This window comes from Alkalilimnicola ehrlichii, assembly GCF_003399765.1.
GTDB lineage: Bacteria > Pseudomonadota > Gammaproteobacteria > Nitrococcales > AK92 > AK92.
On record NZ_NFZV01000025.1, the window covers coordinates 16,128 to 35,096 of the forward strand.

An 18,969-nucleotide genomic window follows, 5' to 3' on the forward strand; every position below is an offset into this window, starting at 1 on the left:
TTAAATAAGAAACGGGCAGTGTATGAAAACGGATCTTTCCCATCTCCCCGAGCGCAAGCGGCAAGAGCTTGGGCAAATCGTCGATATTATCCGCGGCAGCGTCGAGGTGGAGATGATTATTCTCTACGGCAGCTATGCGCGGGGCGATTGGAAGGAGGAGAAGGACCTCGACCCCGAGCGGTGGTCGGGGCATCCGTCGGATTACGATATCCTCATCGTCGTGGCCGAGCAGGCGGTGGCGGAGGACGTGCTGCTCTGGGAGCGCGTGTCGGGCGCGCTGGACCGGGCACGCTTCTCTGCCAGCGTACGGCCGATCAGTGCTGACGTGAACGAAGTCAATTCGGAGATCGCCGAAGGGCGCTACTTCTACCGCGATGTGCGGGCAGAAGGGCGGCTGTTGTACGACTCCGGTCGCTATCAGTTAGCTGAGCCCGAGGAGTTGGGGCCGAAGGAGCGCTTGAGTTTGGCCCGGGAGTACTTCGACCGATGGTTCAGAAGCGGCGAAGGCTTCTATATTGATTATACAAATGCTCTGGCACGAGATGACCTTCAGAAAGCCGTGTTCTATCTAAATCAAGCCACAGAATCTGCCTATAAAACGATTCTGCTGGTCCACACGCTGTATTGCCCGCACGAGCATTATCTCAAAATTCTCGCTTTTGAAGCCTCCGAGTTCGGGCCGGTATTTCGCGAGATTTTTCCTCGCCAGCCGGAAGCGGCGGCGCAGCGTTTCAAGCTGTTAGATGCTGCCTATATTGGCGCCCGCTACCATATTCGCTTCAAGGTGACGCAGGAGGATCTGGACTACCTGGCCCCGCGCGTTAAACGTCTGCTGGAGGTTGCGGTGTCGATCTGCCGTGAAGAGTTAGCGCGATTGGAGTGCGCGGCTACGAGCGAGAAGTGATCAGTCGCGGTTTTGAAGTGTTCGAGGTCAGGCTGGTGCCGCTTCAGTCTGGGCTGTGAATCGTTGCTGTAAGAAGTCTACGGCTGAGGGTTGCGTCAACCTAATATCTGCTGGATCGCCGCGTTGTTTTTGTATTTGCAGATGCCGATGGCTATAGATGTCATACCGTCTCTTTTTAGTATAGAGAAAAATAATGAAACGCATCCTCAGTCGGTTATAGATTTACGCCGTCAATTGCCGGAGAGGTGCGCGCAGGAGCATCCGGACACCATCAGCACTGAGAGCGGCCCGCTGGATGGCGAGCTTGAGTACGCCGTGAGTGCCTTGGCGCGGATATCGCCTGTATGGCGACTAGATGCCCATTCGCTTGCAGGGGCTTCGGTTGGCAAAGTTAGCCGAGGGTTTCGGCAGGCAGCATTTTGCTGCCGAAAAGGCCGTGCTAACGCAAGCTTGCCCATGCGGGAGCGAGCGACTGCTCAGTCGCTTCGCTCCGGTGCAGCCTCTGCGATCAACCCGCTGAAGGCGCGGTGCTTAGTATTCTTCCTCGTATTCGTCGCGCTGCCTTTGCATTGCTTCTTCACGCGCATCGCCAATTTCACGTAGTAGCTCGGTAAGATCGGTTGGTCGTTCCTCGCGCTGAAAGTGTCCGGTTAGCTCAGTGTCCGGGGTCAGCTCTCCGTTTTCGTAGAGCGCCCAGATCTCATGAGCATAATCGGTGCTTGCGAGTTCGGGCACGAAGCGGCTGAAGTAGGCGGTGAGATTGTCGATATCGCGCGTTAGCATCCGGCTTGCGTTGTTGTTGCCGGCCGCATTGACCGCTTGCGGCAGATCGATGATGACGGGGCCTTCGCTATCGACGAGTACGTTGTATTCGGAAAGGTCGCCGTGGATGAGCCCTGCGCATAACATGCGCACGACTTGCGCGATCAGAAATCGGTAATAGCTCCGTGCCTGCGCAGCGCTATGCACGACGTCGCCAAGCCGCGGTGCGGTGTCACCGTCGGGGCCTTTTATCAGCGCCATGACCAACACGCCGTCGAGGAATAAGTGCGGCTGTGGGACACGGACGCCGGCGTCGGCAAGGCGATAGAGCGCGTCTACCTCGGCGCTTTGCCAGACGGCCTCTTGCTCGTCGCGTCCGTAACGGGTGCCTTTTGCCATGGCGCGCGCGCGGCGGCTGTTACGGACGGTGCGGCCTTCCTGGTATTGAGTCAGGGTACGGAAGCCGCGTTTATTCGCTTCTTTGTAGACTTTGGCGCAGCGAATGTCATCGCCGCAGCGAACGACGTAAACCGAGGCTTCTTTGCCGCTTTTAAGTTGGTACAAGACTTCATCGACAAGACCGTCGTCGATTAGGGGTTGGATACGCTTGGGAGGTTTCATGAAACTCTGGCTGGAAGTGGAGAACAGCCGCGAAATGTGAACGCGGCACCGTTAATACAAGTATATCCCTGGCAACGCGGATGCCGAAGCCTGACAGCGAAAGGGAGCCTACTCGGTGGATTCCTCCGCTGGCGATTCGTCGTCGGTCGCGGTTTGGTTCTTCTTATCGATTTTACGCTGTAATTTCTGCTCTTTCTTCTTTTGTTTCTCAATCTCGCGCTGACGCTTTTGGTAGGAGAAATTCGGTTTTGCCATATTTTTCACCTCGTGGGCGGTTGATGAGAGAGGGCGTGCTGCGGCGGGAGCGTCCCGAGTATGAGTGGGTGCAGAGATGTGCACGAGTACGCCTTCCCGCTTTGCTTTGGTTCAGCGGGTTGGCAACGCGACCTGGGCCTATGGTGCGCTGGTGTAAGGGGGCACTATAACAGCTTGTGTTAGAAAAACGTTGCTTTCTGTCCGTTTGTTAGCAAAACGCTGGTTAATTTTCTAAGGTTCTTGCGGGGCCTGAGGTATGAGTTTCCTCGAACTCGCGGGCCTGGTAATTATGCATCCATTCTGCGGTTGTCTTTCATTACTTTAATGTTTTCCTATACTTGGTGTGGAGGGTGTAGACGCGCTTGGCGTGACTCTTATCAGGACAATAAAGAACAAGGGAGAGATTTATGGGTTCCCCAACGATTGGCAGCCCCTTCGACGACGTCCCCGTTGGCGGCGGGATTCCTACCGGGCAGTTGCCTGATCCGACGTTAGACGACGAAAAATCCTATGTACGCTTCGTGCTGGAGACGCCGGACGATAGAGGCATAGAGCCGCATCTCGATGCGATTGCACAAGCGCTCGGGCGGTGGTGCCACCTGCTTGATGCGGAAACTGAGACCACGCCGCAACTCACTCCGCGCGTTCCTTCCAACATCCGTATTCGTGACGACATCCGGCTGCCGCCGGTACTTCACCCCGATGATCCGAACCTAAGACCGTTTCCCGACGTACCTTTGATTCGTCCTTCTCAGGGAAAGCGTTTTTTCCGTTGGATGACATTCGTATCACCGGGCCGGTTGAAGCGGGCTCAATGCTTTCGCAGGGGGCGGTAAGTATGCCGTCCTTCAAGAAGGTGACGGTGAGCGTGGCTGAGCGTGCTCCCTCCCTCAATTGGATTGAGCGAATTTTGGATGGCGTGCAAGGTTTTCCGTCCCGAAACGGGGGTGGTCAAGACTCGGCGCAGGAAGACGTATCTTTCGAGATTTCGGAGCTGTTCTCGCTGCCGGCGAATGTTGGCGGCTCTATGATCGGGCAGTTCCGCGAGTATGGGCTGCATCGGTTTTTTGTGCTCGAACTCGAGCATGAATTCAACGACCTGAAAGCGGCGCTTGGGGATGGAACTCAGGGGCGTCTTAATGAACTCAAGTACAAGTTGCAGGACGGCACGGAGTTGGAGAGCGTCGCGCTGGATTTGCCTTTTGACGGCTTGTTTGGCTCCTTTGTTGGCGGTTCTACCCAGCCTTTGGCAGACGAGCATGCCGGTTGGCATCTGCAATCGATTGGTGCTACGAGAGAAGGGCCTGGAGTCGCTACCCCCGATTTGCCGGCCCATTTGGATGGCTCCGGCATTACTATTGCCCATCCGGACACGGGTTGGACGATGCATCCCGAGTTGGACGTGGTCAACCTTGACTTGAATAACCAGTTCAACGTGATCAACCCGTTTAGAAGCGCGCGCGAACCCCTGGACAGCCCGATGAGCGAGGGCGATGTGAAGACGCTTTCGCCGCATCATGGTACGGCGACAGGCAGTCTAATTATGAGTCGCCACCGAGCGGACGTTGCTGGCGTCAGCGATGTGTTGGGGGTGGCGCCGGGAGCCAAGCTGATACCGATTCGTTGCGCATCTCACGTAGTGCTGGTAGGCGGGGTAGCTCTCTCCAAGGCGGTTCTGCGAGCGGTGCTCGCGAACGCTCATGTGATTTCGATGAGTTTAGGCGGGTTTGGTTCGCGTTATCTGCAGTCGGTACTCAAGTTTGCAGTAGCTCGCAATATTATCCCGGTTGCCGCAGCCGGCAACGGCTTTCCGTTGGTCGTCTGCCCGGCGATATACAACGAAACCATCGGCGTGGCAGCGATCAGCCGCCAGGATGCCAAAATGGACACCGGTAATGCGCGCTTTATCAGCGCTTCGGGGTGTGGCGTGGATATCGCAGCGCCGGGTGCCTGTGTGAACCGCGCCTACTGGGACGATGAGGAAACGCCTGTTACCGGCGCCAGCGATGGTACCTCGTACGCGACGGCCCTGACCGCCGGTGCCGCTGCGCTTTGGCTTCAGCACCACGGTCGGGATGAACTGATTGCACGGTTACGCGTCGGCGAGCGGTTGATCGACGTTTTTCGCGCGCATCTCAAAGCGAGCGCCCGTGTACCGCTGGGTTGGGACACGCAGCGAATGGGGGCAGGTGTGTTAAATGTGCCGGCCTTGCTCGGTTCCGGAGGTGTTGACGAGCATTTCAACCAAGTACTCAATCCTTTGAACATTGCGCTGGCGCGCCCGCTCATGACTCACCAAGACGTCGTAGTCAAGATGATGTGTCCTATTCTTAGCGCCAACGAGGTGCGGGAGCTACTGCAACGCGCCTTAGGGATAGGTGCGGCGCTGGTGGAGCGTATGGCTGAGGAGGTCGAACAGCTGATCCGTACCAGCATCGAGATTGTCGAGGCGGTTGGTGAGGCGGTGCGTGGGCATCTGCAGGGTGTAGTCAACGCGCTGATTGATACGCTGCGGGGCATGCTGGATTCCGTCTCGGGTCCAGCGCGGGCCGCTCTGGAGGCGGCGATTGCGAACCTTGAGAATGGCGTGAATGTGATCACGGCTTGGGGCGATGAGTTTCAACGCATTATCACGGACGCCTTAGAGAGCTTAGGGGATGCGCTGGGGGTGGCTCGTGATGCGATTCTCTCCGCGCTCGAGAACGCCAAGGAGAAAATCGAGGAGGCTTTTGACGCGGTGGCCGGCGCGGTTAACGATGTGGTGGACAAAGTCTCCAGCACGCTCGGCTCTTTGCTTCCGGCGTAGTGGCTCTGCGTGGATGCGGCAGGTGAGGGCTGCCGCATCCACGCTGTTTTGCTGTTAAATTATCATTTTTGCCGCTTTTGCTGCGAGAAGAATGAGAAAGCTCCTAATCGCTATGCTGATTGTTGGTGTCGTCGTGCTGCTTGTGGCGGAAGCGGTCTATCGCTGGGCGGAGCGCTCGGTTGCGGGGCTGGCCGAGGTGGGCTCGTGCGCGGTGCTGGTACTGGGCTACCCGAGCCGGGCCGATGGGCAGGCGCATCGTGTGCAGCGCTTTCGCAGCCGTTCGCCGTTTTGGTAGAGCGCGACCATCGCATCGTCCAGTAACTTCGCTAGCGGTAGGCTGCGGCTGTGCGAGCCGCCGTCGGCGCCTTCGCAGATCACCCATTTCGCCGCCGGCTTAACGCCTGCTTCGCGGAGCAGGTACGACAAGGGGACGCCTGTCCATTCCGAGCCGGAGAGTTGGCCGAACAACTCCTGGCAGTCGGCCTTCATGGCGGTTGGGGAGAGCGCATTCGGCGCCGTGTTGCCGGCACATTCCAGAAAGTGAATGCGAGAGACCATGGGGTAGCGTGCGAGCCGTTCGAGGTCGAACTTGAGCGGCCGTTCTACCAGCCCGTGGATCAGGAGTTGATGGCGCTCGGGCCCGATATCCGGAATCCCGTTGTGATGCACGGCAAAGTGCAAGCCGCTGGGGGTGATGATGCCGCGTTGGTGCTGTAGGGGAGAGTGCCAGATGCTAAAGCCTGCTGTCTGTGGCGTGACCGGCTGTTGTCGCCGTTGGACGGCGGTCTCGTGCGGCGATGGGCTGCCATAGGCAATGTCGGCGCCGCCCAGGGTTGTCATCCAAGTAGGCTTGCGCAGTTCGTCTCCTGCCAACACCCGCTCCCCGGGCAGCATACCGAGCGCTGCCGCCACGCTGAAGCCAAAGCCGCTTTTAAGAAACGTGCGACGGTCTAGCAGACCGTTGCCGCCGACAAAGCGCAGGGCTGACTTTCTCATGCCGGATTCTCCTTGAGATGGTATGTGCGTATTAAATATAACGATAAAACTAGAATTCTAGTTTTATCGTTGCTCAGTGTAGAGCGTCGGGCTATTCTTTGCCACATGGAATTGAACGACGTTGCTACTTGTCTGGAAGCGCTGGGGAATCCGGTGCGTTTGAAAGTGTTCCGTGCCTTGGTGCGCAGTGGCCCGGCGGGGCTTAACTTCGGCCAGTTGCATGAGCGGATCGGTATCCCTCGCTCCACGCTCGCCCATCACCTCAACACCATGGTGCAGGCAGGCGTGTTGATACAGGAGAGAGCAGGCCGTGAGGTATTCAGCCGAGTGGACTTTGCGCGCTTGCAGCAGGCCTTGACGTTCGTGCTGGCGGAGTGCTGCCAGGATAGCCCGGAATGTCGGGAGTAGATGGGCGGGATAATGGGTTGAGAGCCGGTGGCTGCTGGGCCTGACGGCCCAGCCTACGGGATTAATCGTTGCTAAGGGAAAGCGTCATGGCCGAGCAGCAGATCCGGATATTCACCAGCCAGGACGGTACGGCGCAGCTTGAGGTGGCGCTGGATCAGGATACCGTTTGGCTGAGTCAGGCGCAGATGGGTGAACTATTCGCTACTACGCCTGAAAACGTTCTGATGCACCTGAAAAACATCTTCAAGGATGAGGAGCTGGCCGAGCAGGCAACTACTAAGGAATTCTTAGTTGTTCGCCAAGAGGGAAGGCGACAGGTGCGCCGGCGCATCAAGCATTACAATTTGGATGCCATCATATCCGTTGGTTACCGGGTAAGTTCTAAGCGTGCTACTCAGTTCCGGCAATGGGCTACTCGCGTGCTCAAAGACTACTTGGTGCAGGGCTACACCCTAAACCAGCGCCGCCTCGCCGAGCGCGGGGTTGAGCTCGAGCAGGCGGTGAATTTACTCAGCCGTACGCTGGCCAACCAGGGGCTGGTGTCGGCCGAAGGCGGAGCGGTGGCGCGTGTTATCAGCGACTACGCCCGCTCTTGGAGCCTGCTGCAGGGCTACGACGAGCAGGCGCTGGACGAGGTCGGGGTCAAACAGCTGGGTATGCGCCCGGTCGAGCTGGACGAGGCGTTGAGCGCCCTCAGCGAACTGAAACAGACCCTGATCGCCAAGGGCGAAGCGACAGCGCTGTTTGGTCAACTTCGCGGTGACGGCCTGGCTTCCGCTTTGGCCACCATCGAGCAAGGCTTCGGCGACGAGCTGTTTTACCCCAACGTGGCCAGCCGCGCCGCTCATCTTTTGTACTTCGTGATCAAAAATCACCCGCTGGCCGACGGCAACAAACGCTGCGGGTCTTTTTTGTTCCTTTGGTACTTGCGCCGCAATCAGGATTTACTGGCGCGGCCGGTGGAGCAGTTGATCAATGACAATACGCTGGTGGCGCTGGCGCTTTTGGTGGCGGAAAGCCTGCCGGAGCAGAAAACGTTGATGATCCGTCTGATCGAGCACTTTATCTTGCTAAAAGAACCTGCCGCGGCAACTTCAGCCTATACTGCAGTGTAAGGCGCGCGTAGGTTGGCGCTGAGGCGCAGCCGAAGCCCAACATCTTCCCATGTTCTTTGTTCGCAATGAGAAGAATGAAAAACTGTTCACCGTTGTACTTATTATCGCCGTCGCTGTGCTGATAGCGGCGGAAGCGGCCTATCGCTGGGCGGAGCGCTCGGTTGCGGGGCTGGCCGAGGTGGGCTCGTGCGCGGTGCTGGTACTGGGCTACCCGAGCCGGGCCGATGGGCAGGCGCATCGTGTGCAGCGCTTTCGCACCCGGGTTGGCGTTGAGTTGGTGGAGCGCTTTGATTGCGAGCGGATTGTGTTCTCCGGCGCGGCGGTGCGGAACGCGCATCCGGAAGCGGAGGCGATGGCGGCGCTGGCGCGGGCCGCTGGCGTTGCCGAGGCGCGGATCGTGGTCGAGGGCCGAGCCCGTTCGACTTGGGAGAACATCGCCTGTGCCGGGCCTTATGTGGCGGAAGCCGAGCGTGTGTTGTTGGTTTCCGACAGTCTGCATGCGCGCCGCGGCCAGCGTTATGCCTGCCGCCAGGATGCGGCGCTGTGCGAGCGGCTGGTTTTGGCCGGGCGTAATCCGCCGGTGTCGCAGCTTGCCTGGAAGCCGTTGACGGCGGCCCATGAGGGCTACGCCTTCCTGCGGGACAAACTCATCTACGAGCGCCGACCCGATAGCGGCGCGGCCACCTGCCCGTAGTCTTGATGAACCGCTTACTCGGGGCCGATGCTCCACAGCCGATCGGCAGGTGCGCAAACCGGCCGGATTAAGGTCTCCGCGTTCGAGCGTTTACCAGACTACCGTTGTGGCAGGCACGTTGGATCAAGCGGGAGCGGCTTAAGTGGCGCTCCGCGCTTAAAAAGGGGCGGGCGAACTTCGCCCGCGGTTCGGTGATGGTGTCGGTCATTGCGTCAAAGTGTTCTGACGATGCCGGTACCACGCCGGATTACGGTAGCCCCGCATGCGGCACGTCCACTTCGCAGACCCAAAGGCTGGCTTCCCGGGCAGCGGCTCGGTGTTTGGCCAAGGAGTCGGGGGCGCAGCAAAGGAGTAGGCTGCGGCCGTCGTGGCCGCCAAGCATGCAGGCGAAGACGCCCAAGCCTTCGGGAGCGGCAACTTCTTCGACGATCTCGCCGCCTTCGGCGACACGTAAGCAGCGGCCGTTTAGCGCATCCGCAACCCAGATATGGCCCTCGGCGTCGAGGCAGCAGCCGTCCGGCGCGACTTTTATTTGTTGGCGCATTTCCGCTTGCGGGCCGAGCTCCGGCGTGGGGCCAAATTGCGCCCAGGTGCGTCGTTCGCCGAGGCTGCCGTCGGCGTTGATGGTGAAGGCGGTCATGCGGTTGGCGAACGTCTCGCCGACGATGAGGGTGCGACCGTCGGGCGTGATGACGGAGCCGTTGGGGAAGCGTAAGTCGTCGGCGACGGGGGTGACGCTGCCGTCGGGGTCGACGCGGACAAGCTGGGTGGGGCGCGGGTCTTCTTGCTCCATCAGATCGAAGCCAAAGTTGCCGACCCAGGCGCGGCCTTGTTCGTCTACCACCATATCGTTGGCGTGACCGCCGGCGTAGGCGGAGAGATCCGCGTAAGGCTCGAGTTTGCCGTCTGTGCCTTGCCGGAGGAGGCGGCAATCCAGCATTGAGACGATGAGCAAGCTGTTGTCCGGTAGCCAACCGAGGCCGGAAGGTTGTGTCGGGACTTCGGCGATTTGGGTGGCTTCACCCTCGGGGGTGACGGTAAAGACGGCATGGCTGTAGAAGTCCGATATCCACCAGCGGCCGTCGCGCCAGCGCGGGCCTTCGAAGAATGTTCCGCCGTCTAGCAATTTTCTTAATGTTGTAGCCATGGCTCACCCTTTGTTTTGCGTTGTGATGCTATGTTCAGCATAGGCGCTTATCGGGTGGATGTGCCAGTGGCCGCTCGAAGCGCTGAGTAGAACTGAATAGACAAGGGACTTGTCCGTTTATTTCCAGTTCTTGATGTGAGAGGAGGGCCTTTATGAGCGCGGATATCAGTCCCTACATTGCTTGGTCATGCTGTTTATACAATTTGCTGCGGGACGCCGAGCGCGATGGCTTATTGTCCATCGAGGGGCAGCTTGATCCAAAAGCTTGCGAGACGACGTTTCATCGCCACCCCCTGACCTTAGAGCAGCCGTATCGGGACTTTGCGGCGGATTTGCTTAGTCTCCCGCTAGGCGGTCTTCTTGACCAGGAAGTGCTGGAACTTTACGCCGAGCGTTATACGCAGAGCCTTTCCAGGCAAGGCGTGGAGTTCGATGAAGGTTTGCTGCGTATGATTACGACTACCGTTGTTGCGTGGACGACGACGGATATGTCCCCATCGGTGGCGTGCGAGTTTGGCCGGCTGGAAATGCCTTACGAAACGCGTCCGTCGGCTAATGAACTGTTTGATTTGCTACGCAAAGACCGCCGTACGCAGGCAGCCGCCGAGTAGGGCCTTATAGGGCTGGGTGGCGTGGCCGACGACAGCCCTGAACGTCGGTGTAACAGCAGGCGTAGGCTGATCAGGCTTGCTCCGCGGCGGTAATCGGGTAGCCTGATGGGTTTGTTCTGGCTGTGCAATTATTTATTCGCTACGAGGAACCTTAATGACTGCTCCCGCTGCTTTGGTCACTGGCGGTGCGACCCGGCTCGGTCGTTTTTTCGTCGAGACGCTGGCCGTGGCCGGCTACGATATCGCTCTTCATTACAACAGCTCCGAGGCGCCGGCGGAGGAGGTGGCGGTTAAAGTCCGTGCCCAGGGCCGGGACTGCGAGACTTTCCAATGCGATTTCGAACGTGACGACCCGAGCGCCTTAATTGCCGAGGCGCGGGAGCGTTTTCCGGGTTTGGCAGTGTTGCTGAACAGCGCTTCGGCTTATGCCCCAGCGCCTATTGCCAAGACGGATATGGCTTTGCTGGAGCAGCAGTTTCGGGTCAATTTGTTTGCGCCGTTTATGCTGATCCGCGGGTTTGCCGAGAGTGTGGAAGAGGGTTGCGTCGTCAACATCATCGATAACAAAGTAGTTCGCAATCAATACCCTTATGCGGCTTATTTGTTGGCGAAGAAATCCCTGGATGAGCTAACGCGTATGGCAGCGTTGGAGTTTGCACCTAAGATTCGGGTTAACGCCATCGCGCCGGGGGTGGTGTTACCGGCAGAAACGCGTAGCTCAGACTATTTGGATTGGCGTGTCGAGGGGATTCCAGCTGCCCGGCAAGGCCGGCCGGAGCACTTGGGGCAGGCCTTGCTTTACCTACTCGACAACCCCTTTGTCTGCGGCCAGACTTTGTTTGTCGACGGCGGCGAGTCGGTAAATTCAGTGGGGCGCCATTCGGAGAACTATCCAGGTTAATGGGATCGATCACGCTCGTTATTGGGTGTTTTCGCGGTTAGTGTGATTAAATGCGCGCACTAGTCGAGTGGTGTTGACTTTGCGCGTGTGATCGCGCACCTTCTTGATAAAAGCCGCCATTTGGGTGCGTATACATGAGCGTTAACGACATCGATTCGATGAGTGACGAAGCCGTTCTTCAGTTGCTGGGGGAGCGGCTTGCGCGGTATCGGCTTAATCGAAACCAAACCCAGGCAAACCTTGCGCACGAGGCTGGGCTTGCTCGGCGCACGGTATCTAAAGTCGAGAACGGCCACGTGATCGACAGCCGCTGCTTGGTGCGTTTACTGCGGGCTTTAGGGTTGCTGGACCGGCTTGATCTATTAGTGCCGGAATCGCCGGTGAGTCCGCTAGCTTTGGTCGAAGCGCGGGGGCGGGTACGCGAGCGAGCCCGGGGCTATGACCGCGAAGGGGATGCCGGCGAGGGCAATAAGGGAGCGTGGACATGGCCGGACGAGGACTCGTAGCGGAGGTTATTCTCTGGGGTGCCCGCATCGGTGCCGTTAGTTGGGATGACGAGCGCCGGCTGGCAGCGTTTGAGTACGATCCGCAGTTTCGCCACAGCGGCATCGAGTTAGCGCCGCTGACCATGCCCTTGTCCGATCGCATCTATACCTTTCCGCAACTCAACCGCGAGTCCTTCCACGGGCTGCCCGGCTTGCTGGCCGATTCCTTGCCCGATAAGTTCGGTAATCGTTTGATCGATGCCTGGTTGGTGCGGGAAGGGCGTTCGGTCGATTCCTTCACGCCGGTGGAGAGGCTTTGCTATATCGGCACGCGCGGTATGGGAGCCTTGGAATTTCGGCCGGCCATCGGCTCGCGCAAACGGAAATCGGAGCCCTTAGACGTGGCCGAGCTTGTATTGCTAGCCAATGAGGTGCTCTCTAACCGAGCGTCCATGCACATTCGTCTTGGCGATGCCGACGGCGATGGCCGCCGCGAGGCGATGAACGACATTCTTCAGGTCGGGGTATCCGCCGGCGGTGCGAGAGCCAAGGCTGTGATTGCCTGGAACCCCGCTACCAACGAAGTGCGCTCCGGCCAAGTGAAAGCGCCGGCGGGTTTCCAACATTGGTTACTTAAATTCGATGGCGTCCGCGAGAATCGCGATAAAGAAGCCTTGGCCGACCCGCAAGGGTTCGGCTTGATTGAGTATGCCTACTATCGGATGGCAACGGCAGCCGGTATTGCGATGGCGCCGTGTCGTCTGTTGCGGGAGAACGGTCGCTATCATTTTATGACTAAGCGTTTCGACCGTACCGACGGCGGCGGCCGACTGCACATGCAAACGCTTTGCGCTATAGCCCATTACGATTTTAACCAAGCCGGCGCCTATGGATACGAGCAGGCGCTGGAGGTAATCGATCGGCTCGGCTTGGGTAAGGATGCGTTAGAAGAGCAGTTTCGCCGAATGGTGTTTAACGTTGCCGCCCGTAATCAGGACGACCACACCAAGAACATTGCCTTCCTGATGGACAAGTCCGGTGCGTGGTCGTTATCGCCTGCCTACGATGTTACCTATGCTTATAACCCTTTGGGGCAGTGGACCAATCAGCATCAAATGAGCGTTAACGGCAAACGCCGCGATATCGAGCTGGCGGATTTTCTGACGGTTGCCGAGCGTTTCCGTATTACCCTGCCCCGAGCTCGAAGGATCGTGCGGGAGGTTGATGCTGCGATTGCTCAGTGGCCGCGCTTTGCCGAAGAGGCCGACGTGCCGGCCTCTTTCCAAGCGCAAATCCAGCGCGAGCAGCGTCGCTACAGCGCCTAGCGTAGAGGAGGCGTTTAAGGTATCTCCGGTTGTTGATCCCGGGCTTCCTTTTGGCTGCGAGCATCGGCTTCGGCATACACGCCTTTCTTGCGCCACCGCCCGCTGCGCCACCGCCAATAGGCGATGATGCCACGCAGAAGTTCATCGAGCGCCATCGCGAACCAGATACCTACTAAGCCCCAGGCGAATGTAATGCCGAACGCATAGGCTAGCGGCAGAGCGCCTAGCCACATAACGACGATGCCCATCGCAGAGTTGAAGAATGCATCCCCCGAGGCACGCAGGCAGGAGCCGACGACGATATTTAACGCACGGCCCACTTCTGCCAGCAAGGCCACCATCAAAACCGTGCTGCCGAGAGCCAAAACGCTCGGGTCTTCCGTAAACAGCGTAAGTAGCGGGCTGGAGGCCAGGAACAGGGCGAAAGTAATGAGTAAGGCGCCGCCAACGGCAACGCGCGTGGTCGCGATCAATTGCCTATGGGCATCCTCAAAACGGCGGGCGCCAATCAGGTGTGCGATCTTAATTTGATTGCCCAACCCTAAAGAAACGCACCACAGTATGCTCACCGTTAAGAGATTGAGTACGTATATCCGCGTTGTAAGCGCCGTCTCCCCGAGCGCGATCACAAGCCCTGTGATCACCAGTTGGCAGGATTGGAAAGAAATCGGCTCCAGCGATGCGGGGACTGCGATGCGCAGAATAGGACGCGTCAACTGAGCGAAGCGCCCTTGCAGATCTCGGAACGACAACTTAGCCTGGAGTTTTGAGCGGCAGACCCAAGCCGCAATGCCGAACGACACCGCCCAGCTCACCGCGCTCGCCAGCGCCACGCCCTGAACCCCTAGCGCCGGAACGCCCCAATGGCCGAAGACCAAGAAATAATTGAGCGTGAGGTTGACCACATTCATGACCAACGCAATCCGCATATTCCACTGCGTTTGGCCCTGGGAGGCGATGATGGCGCTAAAGGCAAAGCGTAGCGAAAGCAGAAACAGAGCGGGGGAGAGCACGCGTAGATAGGCAACGGCAAGCGCGGCCATCTCGCCTTGCAAGCCTAAAATAGCCGCTATTGCGGGTGCGGCCAGATAAAGCACGCCTCCTGCGATCAGGCCGATTAGGAGTGCCAGGATAACCAGGGCCGCGTAGGTCGGGCCGAGCATTGTGAAATCGCCCGCGCCGAGCCGCTGTGAGGCCACGCTGGTACCTGCTTGAGCCAGGCTGGTGAAAAACATGATCGCCAGCGCGGTCACGCCCAGTATCGCCCCCACGCCGGCCGCGGCGGTGGTCGACACCTGGCTCAGAAACCATATATCGACGATGCCGATCATAAAGACCAGCGCCAGTTCGATAAAAATAGGCCAGGTCAGCCTGAATAACGGCTTATCGGCCACGGAAGCGTGGGACGTGCGGCTCATGGGCGAAACAGCTCCAAAGGGGTTGCCGATAGAGGGTCGCTCCGCAAGGGCCAAACAAGCGGCGACAGTGCTGTAAGTTACTATCGGAGCGTGAAATCTACACGCTGATGTGGCGGCCGCACAAGCACAAAAAACGTCAAGCCACGATGTAGTGCACTACATCGTAAACAGGGCCGAATTTTTGCGGATGCGGTGGTAGATGTGGGCGGGTTTAGAAGAAATGAAGGCGTACTAGGCAACGGTCGGCCGGAGCGTGTGCCGGCCGACCAGCGATAGGCTGGCATTGGGGCTTAGCCGAGCGCTAATCGTCGCAAAGTTCATGCTTTATGCTGCGCGCCTCAAAACCGTAAGGCTCCTTCAGCGCTTCCTTACGAAATCCAGCAATTCCTGATTCACGTCATCGGCGGCTTCCTGTTGTATCCAGTGACCGATGTTGGGCAGGACACGTATGCGGAGGCTAGGCACGCGGTTGGCCATTAATTTCTCCAGTTTCTCCCGCGGAGCTTTGCGGGTCGCACTGTCGTCGCTGCCGGAGAGGAACAGCACGGGGCAGGTGATTATGCGGTCATCGTAGGGGCGCATTAGCTCCCAGTTGCGATCGAGGTTGCGGTAGTAGTTGAGGCCGCCGGTGAAGCCGCTGCTGCGGTAGGTGTCGATATAGTAGGCGAGGTCTTGTTCCGACAGCCAAGCCGGCATTTCCTTCGGTTTGCCTAGGCGGTCGATCCAACCGCCGCCTTCGGAGGCTAATGGCCCAAGCACGGGAGGTTCCCGCGGGGTGTCCGGCGAGCAGTAGAGTCTGCTGAGGATGCCGTGAGGGTCGGCGTCGAACTCGGCGTCGGCGATGCCAGGCTTTTGGAAATACAGCTGATAGAAGAAGTTTTCGCCGAACAGCTCGCGCATCCGCTCCATCGGCGGACGGTCGGCGCGGGCGGCTAGCGGTACGCTCATGGTGACGAGTTTGGATACCGCTTCCGGGTGGCGCAGTGTGAAGTTCCAGCAATTGGAGGCGCCCCAGTCGTGCCCGACGAGAATTATGGGAGCGTCGGCCCTGGTGTCGATCAGCTCCAATAGAAAGGCGCTGATTCGCTCGATGTTGTAGTCTTCCATGGCGGGTAGCGGGTCGGTGCCGGCGAAACCGGGCATGTCGGGGGCCAGCGTGCGGTACCCGGCGTTGGCCAGTGCCACCATCTGATGCCGCCAGGAATACCAGCACTCGGGCCAACCATGAACGAATAGCACTGTCGGGCCTTCGCCGAGTTCGGCGATACGAGTGCGAAGCCCAGTGATGGTGTGGTGCTGAAGGGCGATATCGTCAACGGTGTACATCGGGTTCGGGTCTCCTCAAGATGTCGCTGTTGCGTTTTTATTTGTTATCCAGTTTCGCACGCCGTGGTGACTTGCGCCATGGGAAGGTTTTGCGTCGGTGCCGCTGGGAATGTTTTCGGAGGCGTTAGAGAGTCGGGCGGGGTTTGTTGGGCCTTGCGGCCCAACAGCTTATTACGCGGCGACGTCTTCGTAGCGTTCCTGTAGCCAAGCCTTAATGGCGTCGGATTCGTAGAGCCATTCGTGCCGACCGTCCTCATGTTCGATACGTAAACAGGGGACTTTAACGCGACCGCCGCCCGTTTCGAGTGCGGCGCGGTGGGTGGCATCGTGCTGTGCGTCGCGCATTTCTATCGGCAGACCCAGCCGGACGATTTCTTTCCGAACCTTGATGCAGAACGGGCAGGCGCGGAATTGGTAAAGGGCTAGTTTCTTTGCCGCCCGGTCGAGTGCGGTTTGCTCGGCTTCGGTGCGTGGTTTGGGTTTGGGCGTGGTGAGTTTTTCCGCTATCAGCACGATTGGCGTGAGGATTAGCCGGATGGCGCGGAAGAATAAACGGATAATGATTCGCATAGGGTTCGTGTCGTCTCCGTTGCGGATGATCGTTGGGGCGGACCATACCGGAATTGGGTCGGCGTGACTATCGGCTGGGCACGTTATACTGCGGCCCCTGTTTGCAACAGGGCGGTTGCTGGGCCATGCGGCTCAGCCTAGGAGATGGTTGGAATGGTGGTGATTCTATGAGCGGTGCAGCGGACACGGTGGAGCGCGAGGAAGAGGCCTCACAGGAGGTATTCGAGCCGCCGCGCTGGACGTTCGTGGCGATGCTGATCGCCGTGGCGGCCACCAGCCCGTTGGGGATCAATGTCTACCTGCCTTCCATGCCGGGTATGGCGCAGGCCTTTGAGGTCGATTTCGCGACCATTCAGCTCACTTTGTCTTTGTATCTGGCGGCGGTTGCGGTCGGGCAGTTGGTGCTCGGCCCCTTGTCGGACTATTTCGGGCGGCGGCCGGTGTTATTGGCGGGGTTGAGCGCTTTTATCGTCGGCACGGTGATCTGTTTATTGGCGCCGAACATTGGGGTATTGCTGTTCGGCCGGGTGGTTCAGGCGTTGGGCGGTTGTGCCGGGATCGTATTGAGCCGAGCGGCAGTGCGGGATCTGTACGGGCGCGATCAGGCCGCGAGCATGATCGGCTACGTCACAATGGGAATGGCTGTTGCGCCGATGCTGGCGCCGTCGATCGGCGGCGGCTTAGAGGCGATTTACGGTTGGCGCGCCTCGTTTGTGTTCTTGCTCCTGTTCGGCGGCGTAGCGTTGCTGGCGGCTTTCCGCTTGTTGTACGAGACCAATCCACAGCGCGGGGCGGAGCGTTCCGTGGCGCAGATGCTGCGCGAGTACGGCGAGCTGGCGCGCTCGCGGGTGTTCTGGGGGTATGCGTTGACGACCGGTTTCAGCACGGCGGTATTCTTTTGTTTCGTCGCCGGGGCGTCGTTCGTGACTATCGAGCAAATGGGGCGTAGCCCGCTGGAGTACGGCTTGTACTTTGCCTTGGTACCGGCGGGTTACATGGTCGGTAACTTCCTCTCCGGCCGCTTTGCTCATCGCTACGGGGCCGATCGGCTCGTATTAAGGGGGTGTCTGGTGATCGCTGCCGGAGTGGCGGCGATGATGGTCATGCTTGCGCTGGGCTGGTTGCATCCGGCGGCTTTGTTCGGGCCTATGTTCGTGGTGGGTATCGGCAACGGTTTGGTGATTCCAAGCGGGGTGGCCGGTGCCGTGAGCGTCAAGCCGCAGATCGCCGGTGCGGCTTCGGGCTTGTCCGGTAGCGTGCAAATGGGCTTTGGCGCATTGGTGGCACCCTTGGTTGGGGCGTTGCTGGCGGCGTCGGCGTGGCCGATGGTGATCGTGATGGGGGCTTGCGCGGTGCTTGCGTTACTGGCGTTTGCCGCTGCGCAACGATAAGGAACGTTCGAGCGCGGCTGGGCCTTGGCAGGCCGCTGGCGGCTGCGTAAGCTGTGCGGGGGCAAAGGAGCTGCGTGAGTTTCTTAACAATAGCGTAGGGGTTGAACTATGGGGGGTAGTGAAACCGGGGCGTCGGCGGCAAGCGCTGGACGAGCTCGTACGGTTTGGGCGGCCGTGGTCGCTATTGCGGTGTACTGGGGCTTGCATATGGTGGTGCCGGGGTGGGTTTATTGGCATTCGCCTTTGCAACAGCAACTGCTTATTCCTTTGTCGGGGCACGCTTCTGTTTCTGGCGAATGGGCCTACTGGGGGCACCTGATATCTACTTGGCTGGCGTTGGGGATAGTGGCCGGCGTATTGCTCTGGGCCGTGTTGGCGGTGTTTCGCCCTTGTGATCGAAGGCGGGTGTTGACTGCCTTCGTCATCGCCTTGTTTGTCGGTCAGCCGCTGTCGAACATGCTGCTTTACAGCGAAATCAGCTTTGAAATCATTCTGTTGGATGCTTCCTACATATTGCCGGCGCTAGCGGTGGCTGTGCTGTGGCTATACGGCATCGACCGCCGCGAGATGCGTAAGTCGGCTTAGCGGCGGCGGGCGAACGGCGCTCAGTGCTACCGTTGTCGCAGCCTAGTGCCGTCCGGCCCCGTTACACTGTCGTTCTTCTTTTTCTATTCCATCTTTGTCTATAAGGGAACGGCATGCAGTATTACTTTGCCTATGGTTCCAATCTGCATCCGGTGCGTTTGCAGGCGCGGGTGCCGTCGGCGCGTTTAGTGGGGGTGGCGCGTTTGCCGGGCTATCGATTGAGCTTCGATAAGCTGGGTGGGGATGGCTCCGGGAAGTGTACGATTACCGCCTGCGGCGAGCAGCGGGTGTATGGTGCGGTTTATACGCTGGATTTGTCGGAAAAACATCATCTGGATAAAGCGGAAGGTCTCGGCGTTCGTTACTTGCAGCATACGCTGGATGTCGAGGGCGAGACACAGCGCTATCGGGTGTTTACCTATATTGCCGCGCCGGCCTATCAAAACGGCGATCTTCCGCCTTATACCTGGTACCGCGACTTGGTGGCGGAAGGTGCGCGGTATTTGTGCTTACCGGGAGGGTATCGGAGTATGCTTGATTCTGTGCCGGCAGTGGCAGATCCTGATCCGGAGCGGGCCCGGCTTAATCAGGGCCTTGTCGAGCGTTGCCGGGCGATGAATGCCGAGGCATTCGTCTTGCCGGAGTAAAC

Annotated in this window: 20 protein-coding genes; 13 read left to right on the forward strand and 7 right to left on the reverse strand. The window is 59.0% G+C overall.

Going from position 1 to position 18,969, the window contains the following annotated elements:
* Window positions 1-22 precede the first annotated feature (22 nt).
* Window positions 23-904 (forward strand): HEPN domain-containing protein, encoded by an 882-nt coding sequence (locus tag CAI21_RS18330; protein ID WP_116303623.1) that lies wholly within the window; start codon window positions 23-25, stop codon window positions 902-904.
* A 531-nt stretch (window positions 905-1,435) separates the two neighbouring features.
* Here the strand turns inward: CAI21_RS18330 and CAI21_RS18335 are convergent.
* A complete protein-coding gene (locus CAI21_RS18335) occupies window positions 1,436-2,287 on the reverse strand; it encodes a PA4780 family RIO1-like protein kinase (protein WP_116303624.1) in 852 nt (283 codons plus the stop codon).
* A 108-nt stretch (window positions 2,288-2,395) separates the two neighbouring features.
* Window positions 2,396-2,542 carry a hypothetical protein gene (locus tag CAI21_RS23350; protein WP_181919525.1) on the reverse strand — a complete coding sequence of 49 codons (147 nt, stop codon included), beginning with the start codon at window positions 2,540-2,542 and terminating at the stop codon, window positions 2,396-2,398.
* Between the two features lie 407 nt (window positions 2,543-2,949).
* On the opposite strand from CAI21_RS23350, the gene CAI21_RS18340 reads away from it, so the two are divergent.
* Both CAI21_RS18340 and CAI21_RS18345 read left to right on the forward strand, forming a co-directional pair.
* Complete coding sequence (locus CAI21_RS18340; protein ID WP_116303625.1) at window positions 2,950-3,378, forward strand: hypothetical protein; 429 nt, start codon at window positions 2,950-2,952, stop codon at window positions 3,376-3,378.
* A gap of 2 nt (window positions 3,379-3,380) precedes the next feature.
* A complete protein-coding gene (locus CAI21_RS18345) occupies window positions 3,381-5,348 on the forward strand; it encodes a S8/S53 family peptidase (protein WP_181919526.1) in 1,968 nt (655 codons plus the stop codon).
* Window positions 5,349-5,573: 225 nt separating this feature from the next.
* Here CAI21_RS18345 and CAI21_RS18350 read toward each other — a convergent pair whose 3' ends face one another.
* Entirely contained in the window at window positions 5,574-6,344 is a 771-nt protein-coding gene (locus CAI21_RS18350; RefSeq protein ID WP_116303627.1) for a molybdopterin-dependent oxidoreductase, read from the reverse strand.
* A gap of 105 nt (window positions 6,345-6,449) precedes the next feature.
* On the opposite strand from CAI21_RS18350, the gene CAI21_RS18355 reads away from it, so the two are divergent.
* The 3 genes from CAI21_RS18355 (at window position 6,450) to CAI21_RS18365 (ending at window position 8,561) form a co-directional block, all read left to right on the forward strand.
* Complete coding sequence (locus CAI21_RS18355) at window positions 6,450-6,752, forward strand: ArsR/SmtB family transcription factor (protein ID WP_116303628.1); 303 nt, start codon at window positions 6,450-6,452, stop codon at window positions 6,750-6,752.
* 86 nt (window positions 6,753-6,838) lie between these two features.
* On the forward strand, window positions 6,839-7,867 hold the full coding sequence (rhuM, locus tag CAI21_RS18360; RefSeq protein WP_116303629.1) for a virulence RhuM family protein/type II toxin-antitoxin system death-on-curing family toxin: 1,029 nt from the start codon (window positions 6,839-6,841) through the stop codon (window positions 7,865-7,867).
* Between the two features lie 49 nt (window positions 7,868-7,916).
* Complete coding sequence (locus CAI21_RS18365; RefSeq protein WP_116303630.1) at window positions 7,917-8,561, forward strand: YdcF family protein; 645 nt, start codon at window positions 7,917-7,919, stop codon at window positions 8,559-8,561.
* Between the two features lie 247 nt (window positions 8,562-8,808).
* Here CAI21_RS18365 and CAI21_RS18370 read toward each other — a convergent pair whose 3' ends face one another.
* Window positions 8,809-9,708 (reverse strand): SMP-30/gluconolactonase/LRE family protein, encoded by a 900-nt coding sequence (locus CAI21_RS18370; RefSeq protein ID WP_116303631.1) that lies wholly within the window; start codon window positions 9,706-9,708, stop codon window positions 8,809-8,811.
* A 152-nt stretch (window positions 9,709-9,860) separates the two neighbouring features.
* Between CAI21_RS18370 and CAI21_RS18375 the strand changes: the two genes are divergently transcribed.
* The 4 genes from CAI21_RS18375 (at window position 9,861) to CAI21_RS18390 (ending at window position 13,030) form a co-directional block, all read left to right on the forward strand.
* Window positions 9,861-10,319, forward strand: a complete 459-nt coding sequence (locus tag CAI21_RS18375; protein WP_116303632.1) for a hypothetical protein — start codon at window positions 9,861-9,863, stop codon at window positions 10,317-10,319.
* 154 nt (window positions 10,320-10,473) lie between these two features.
* The gene (locus tag CAI21_RS18380; protein WP_116303633.1) at window positions 10,474-11,220 is read left to right on the forward strand and encodes an SDR family oxidoreductase; all 747 of its coding nucleotides are present in this window, start codon (window positions 10,474-10,476) and stop codon (window positions 11,218-11,220) included.
* 134 nt (window positions 11,221-11,354) lie between these two features.
* Window positions 11,355-11,726: a helix-turn-helix transcriptional regulator gene (locus CAI21_RS18385; protein ID WP_116303634.1), complete on the forward strand. Its 372-nt coding sequence runs from the start codon at window positions 11,355-11,357 to the stop codon at window positions 11,724-11,726.
* Window positions 11,705-13,030, forward strand: coding sequence for a type II toxin-antitoxin system HipA family toxin (locus CAI21_RS18390; protein WP_116303635.1), 1,326 nt, complete (start codon window positions 11,705-11,707; stop codon window positions 13,028-13,030). The genes CAI21_RS18385 and CAI21_RS18390 overlap by 22 nt, the downstream gene beginning before the upstream one ends.
* Before the next feature lie 14 nt (window positions 13,031-13,044).
* On the opposite strand, the gene CAI21_RS18395 is transcribed toward CAI21_RS18390, so the two are convergent.
* The 3 genes from CAI21_RS18395 to CAI21_RS18405 form a co-directional block, all read right to left on the reverse strand.
* Complete coding sequence (locus tag CAI21_RS18395) at window positions 13,045-14,448, reverse strand: MATE family efflux transporter (RefSeq protein WP_116303636.1); 1,404 nt, start codon at window positions 14,446-14,448, stop codon at window positions 13,045-13,047.
* A 357-nt stretch (window positions 14,449-14,805) separates the two neighbouring features.
* Window positions 14,806-15,774: an alpha/beta fold hydrolase gene (locus CAI21_RS18400; RefSeq protein WP_116303637.1), complete on the reverse strand. Its 969-nt coding sequence runs from the start codon at window positions 15,772-15,774 to the stop codon at window positions 14,806-14,808.
* 171 nt (window positions 15,775-15,945) lie between these two features.
* Entirely contained in the window at window positions 15,946-16,344 is a 399-nt protein-coding gene (locus CAI21_RS18405; RefSeq protein ID WP_116303638.1) for a glutaredoxin family protein, read from the reverse strand.
* A 167-nt stretch (window positions 16,345-16,511) separates the two neighbouring features.
* Between CAI21_RS18405 and CAI21_RS18410 the strand changes: the two genes are divergently transcribed.
* The 3 genes from CAI21_RS18410 (at window position 16,512) to CAI21_RS18420 (ending at window position 18,967) form a co-directional block, all read left to right on the forward strand.
* Window positions 16,512-17,735, forward strand: a complete 1,224-nt coding sequence (locus CAI21_RS18410; protein WP_116303639.1) for a multidrug effflux MFS transporter — start codon at window positions 16,512-16,514, stop codon at window positions 17,733-17,735.
* 108 nt (window positions 17,736-17,843) lie between these two features.
* A complete protein-coding gene (locus CAI21_RS18415) occupies window positions 17,844-18,320 on the forward strand; it encodes a hypothetical protein (RefSeq protein ID WP_116303640.1) in 477 nt (158 codons plus the stop codon).
* Between the two features lie 113 nt (window positions 18,321-18,433).
* Window positions 18,434-18,967 (forward strand): gamma-glutamylcyclotransferase family protein, encoded by a 534-nt coding sequence (locus CAI21_RS18420; RefSeq protein ID WP_116303641.1) that lies wholly within the window; start codon window positions 18,434-18,436, stop codon window positions 18,965-18,967.
* Window positions 18,968-18,969: the final 2 nt, after the last annotated feature.

What these genes read in the sequence shown, in the direction of transcription:
- CAI21_RS18395 (WP_116303636.1), bottom strand. Translation starts at nt 14,448, where the DNA reads ATGAGCCGCACGTCCCACGCTTCCGTGGCCGATAAGCCGTTATTCAGG.
- CAI21_RS18365 (WP_116303630.1), top strand. Translation starts at nt 7,917, where the DNA reads ATGTTCTTTGTTCGCAATGAGAAGAATGAAAAACTGTTCACCGTTGTA.
- CAI21_RS18375 (WP_116303632.1), top strand. Translation starts at nt 9,861, where the DNA reads ATGAGCGCGGATATCAGTCCCTACATTGCTTGGTCATGCTGTTTATAC.
- CAI21_RS18420 (WP_116303641.1), top strand. Translation starts at nt 18,434, where the DNA reads ATGCAGTATTACTTTGCCTATGGTTCCAATCTGCATCCGGTGCGTTTG.
- CAI21_RS18350 (WP_116303627.1), bottom strand. Translation starts at nt 6,344, where the DNA reads ATGAGAAAGTCAGCCCTGCGCTTTGTCGGCGGCAACGGTCTGCTAGAC.
- CAI21_RS18410 (WP_116303639.1), top strand. Translation starts at nt 16,512, where the DNA reads ATGAGCGGTGCAGCGGACACGGTGGAGCGCGAGGAAGAGGCCTCACAG.
- CAI21_RS18355 (WP_116303628.1), top strand. Translation starts at nt 6,450, where the DNA reads ATGGAATTGAACGACGTTGCTACTTGTCTGGAAGCGCTGGGGAATCCG.
- CAI21_RS18340 (WP_116303625.1), top strand. Translation starts at nt 2,950, where the DNA reads ATGGGTTCCCCAACGATTGGCAGCCCCTTCGACGACGTCCCCGTTGGC.
- CAI21_RS18370 (WP_116303631.1), bottom strand. Translation starts at nt 9,708, where the DNA reads ATGGCTACAACATTAAGAAAATTGCTAGACGGCGGAACATTCTTCGAA.
- CAI21_RS18390 (WP_116303635.1), top strand. Translation starts at nt 11,705, where the DNA reads ATGGCCGGACGAGGACTCGTAGCGGAGGTTATTCTCTGGGGTGCCCGC.
- CAI21_RS18330 (WP_116303623.1), top strand. Translation starts at nt 23, where the DNA reads ATGAAAACGGATCTTTCCCATCTCCCCGAGCGCAAGCGGCAAGAGCTT.
- rhuM (WP_116303629.1), top strand. Translation starts at nt 6,839, where the DNA reads ATGGCCGAGCAGCAGATCCGGATATTCACCAGCCAGGACGGTACGGCG.
- CAI21_RS18385 (WP_116303634.1), top strand. Translation starts at nt 11,355, where the DNA reads ATGAGCGTTAACGACATCGATTCGATGAGTGACGAAGCCGTTCTTCAG.
- CAI21_RS18335 (WP_116303624.1), bottom strand. Translation starts at nt 2,287, where the DNA reads ATGAAACCTCCCAAGCGTATCCAACCCCTAATCGACGACGGTCTTGTC.
- CAI21_RS23350 (WP_181919525.1), bottom strand. Translation starts at nt 2,542, where the DNA reads ATGGCAAAACCGAATTTCTCCTACCAAAAGCGTCAGCGCGAGATTGAG.
- CAI21_RS18345 (WP_181919526.1), top strand. Translation starts at nt 3,381, where the DNA reads ATGCCGTCCTTCAAGAAGGTGACGGTGAGCGTGGCTGAGCGTGCTCCC.
- CAI21_RS18380 (WP_116303633.1), top strand. Translation starts at nt 10,474, where the DNA reads ATGACTGCTCCCGCTGCTTTGGTCACTGGCGGTGCGACCCGGCTCGGT.
- CAI21_RS18405 (WP_116303638.1), bottom strand. Translation starts at nt 16,344, where the DNA reads ATGCGAATCATTATCCGTTTATTCTTCCGCGCCATCCGGCTAATCCTC.
- CAI21_RS18400 (WP_116303637.1), bottom strand. Translation starts at nt 15,774, where the DNA reads ATGTACACCGTTGACGATATCGCCCTTCAGCACCACACCATCACTGGG.
- CAI21_RS18415 (WP_116303640.1), top strand. Translation starts at nt 17,844, where the DNA reads ATGGGGGGTAGTGAAACCGGGGCGTCGGCGGCAAGCGCTGGACGAGCT.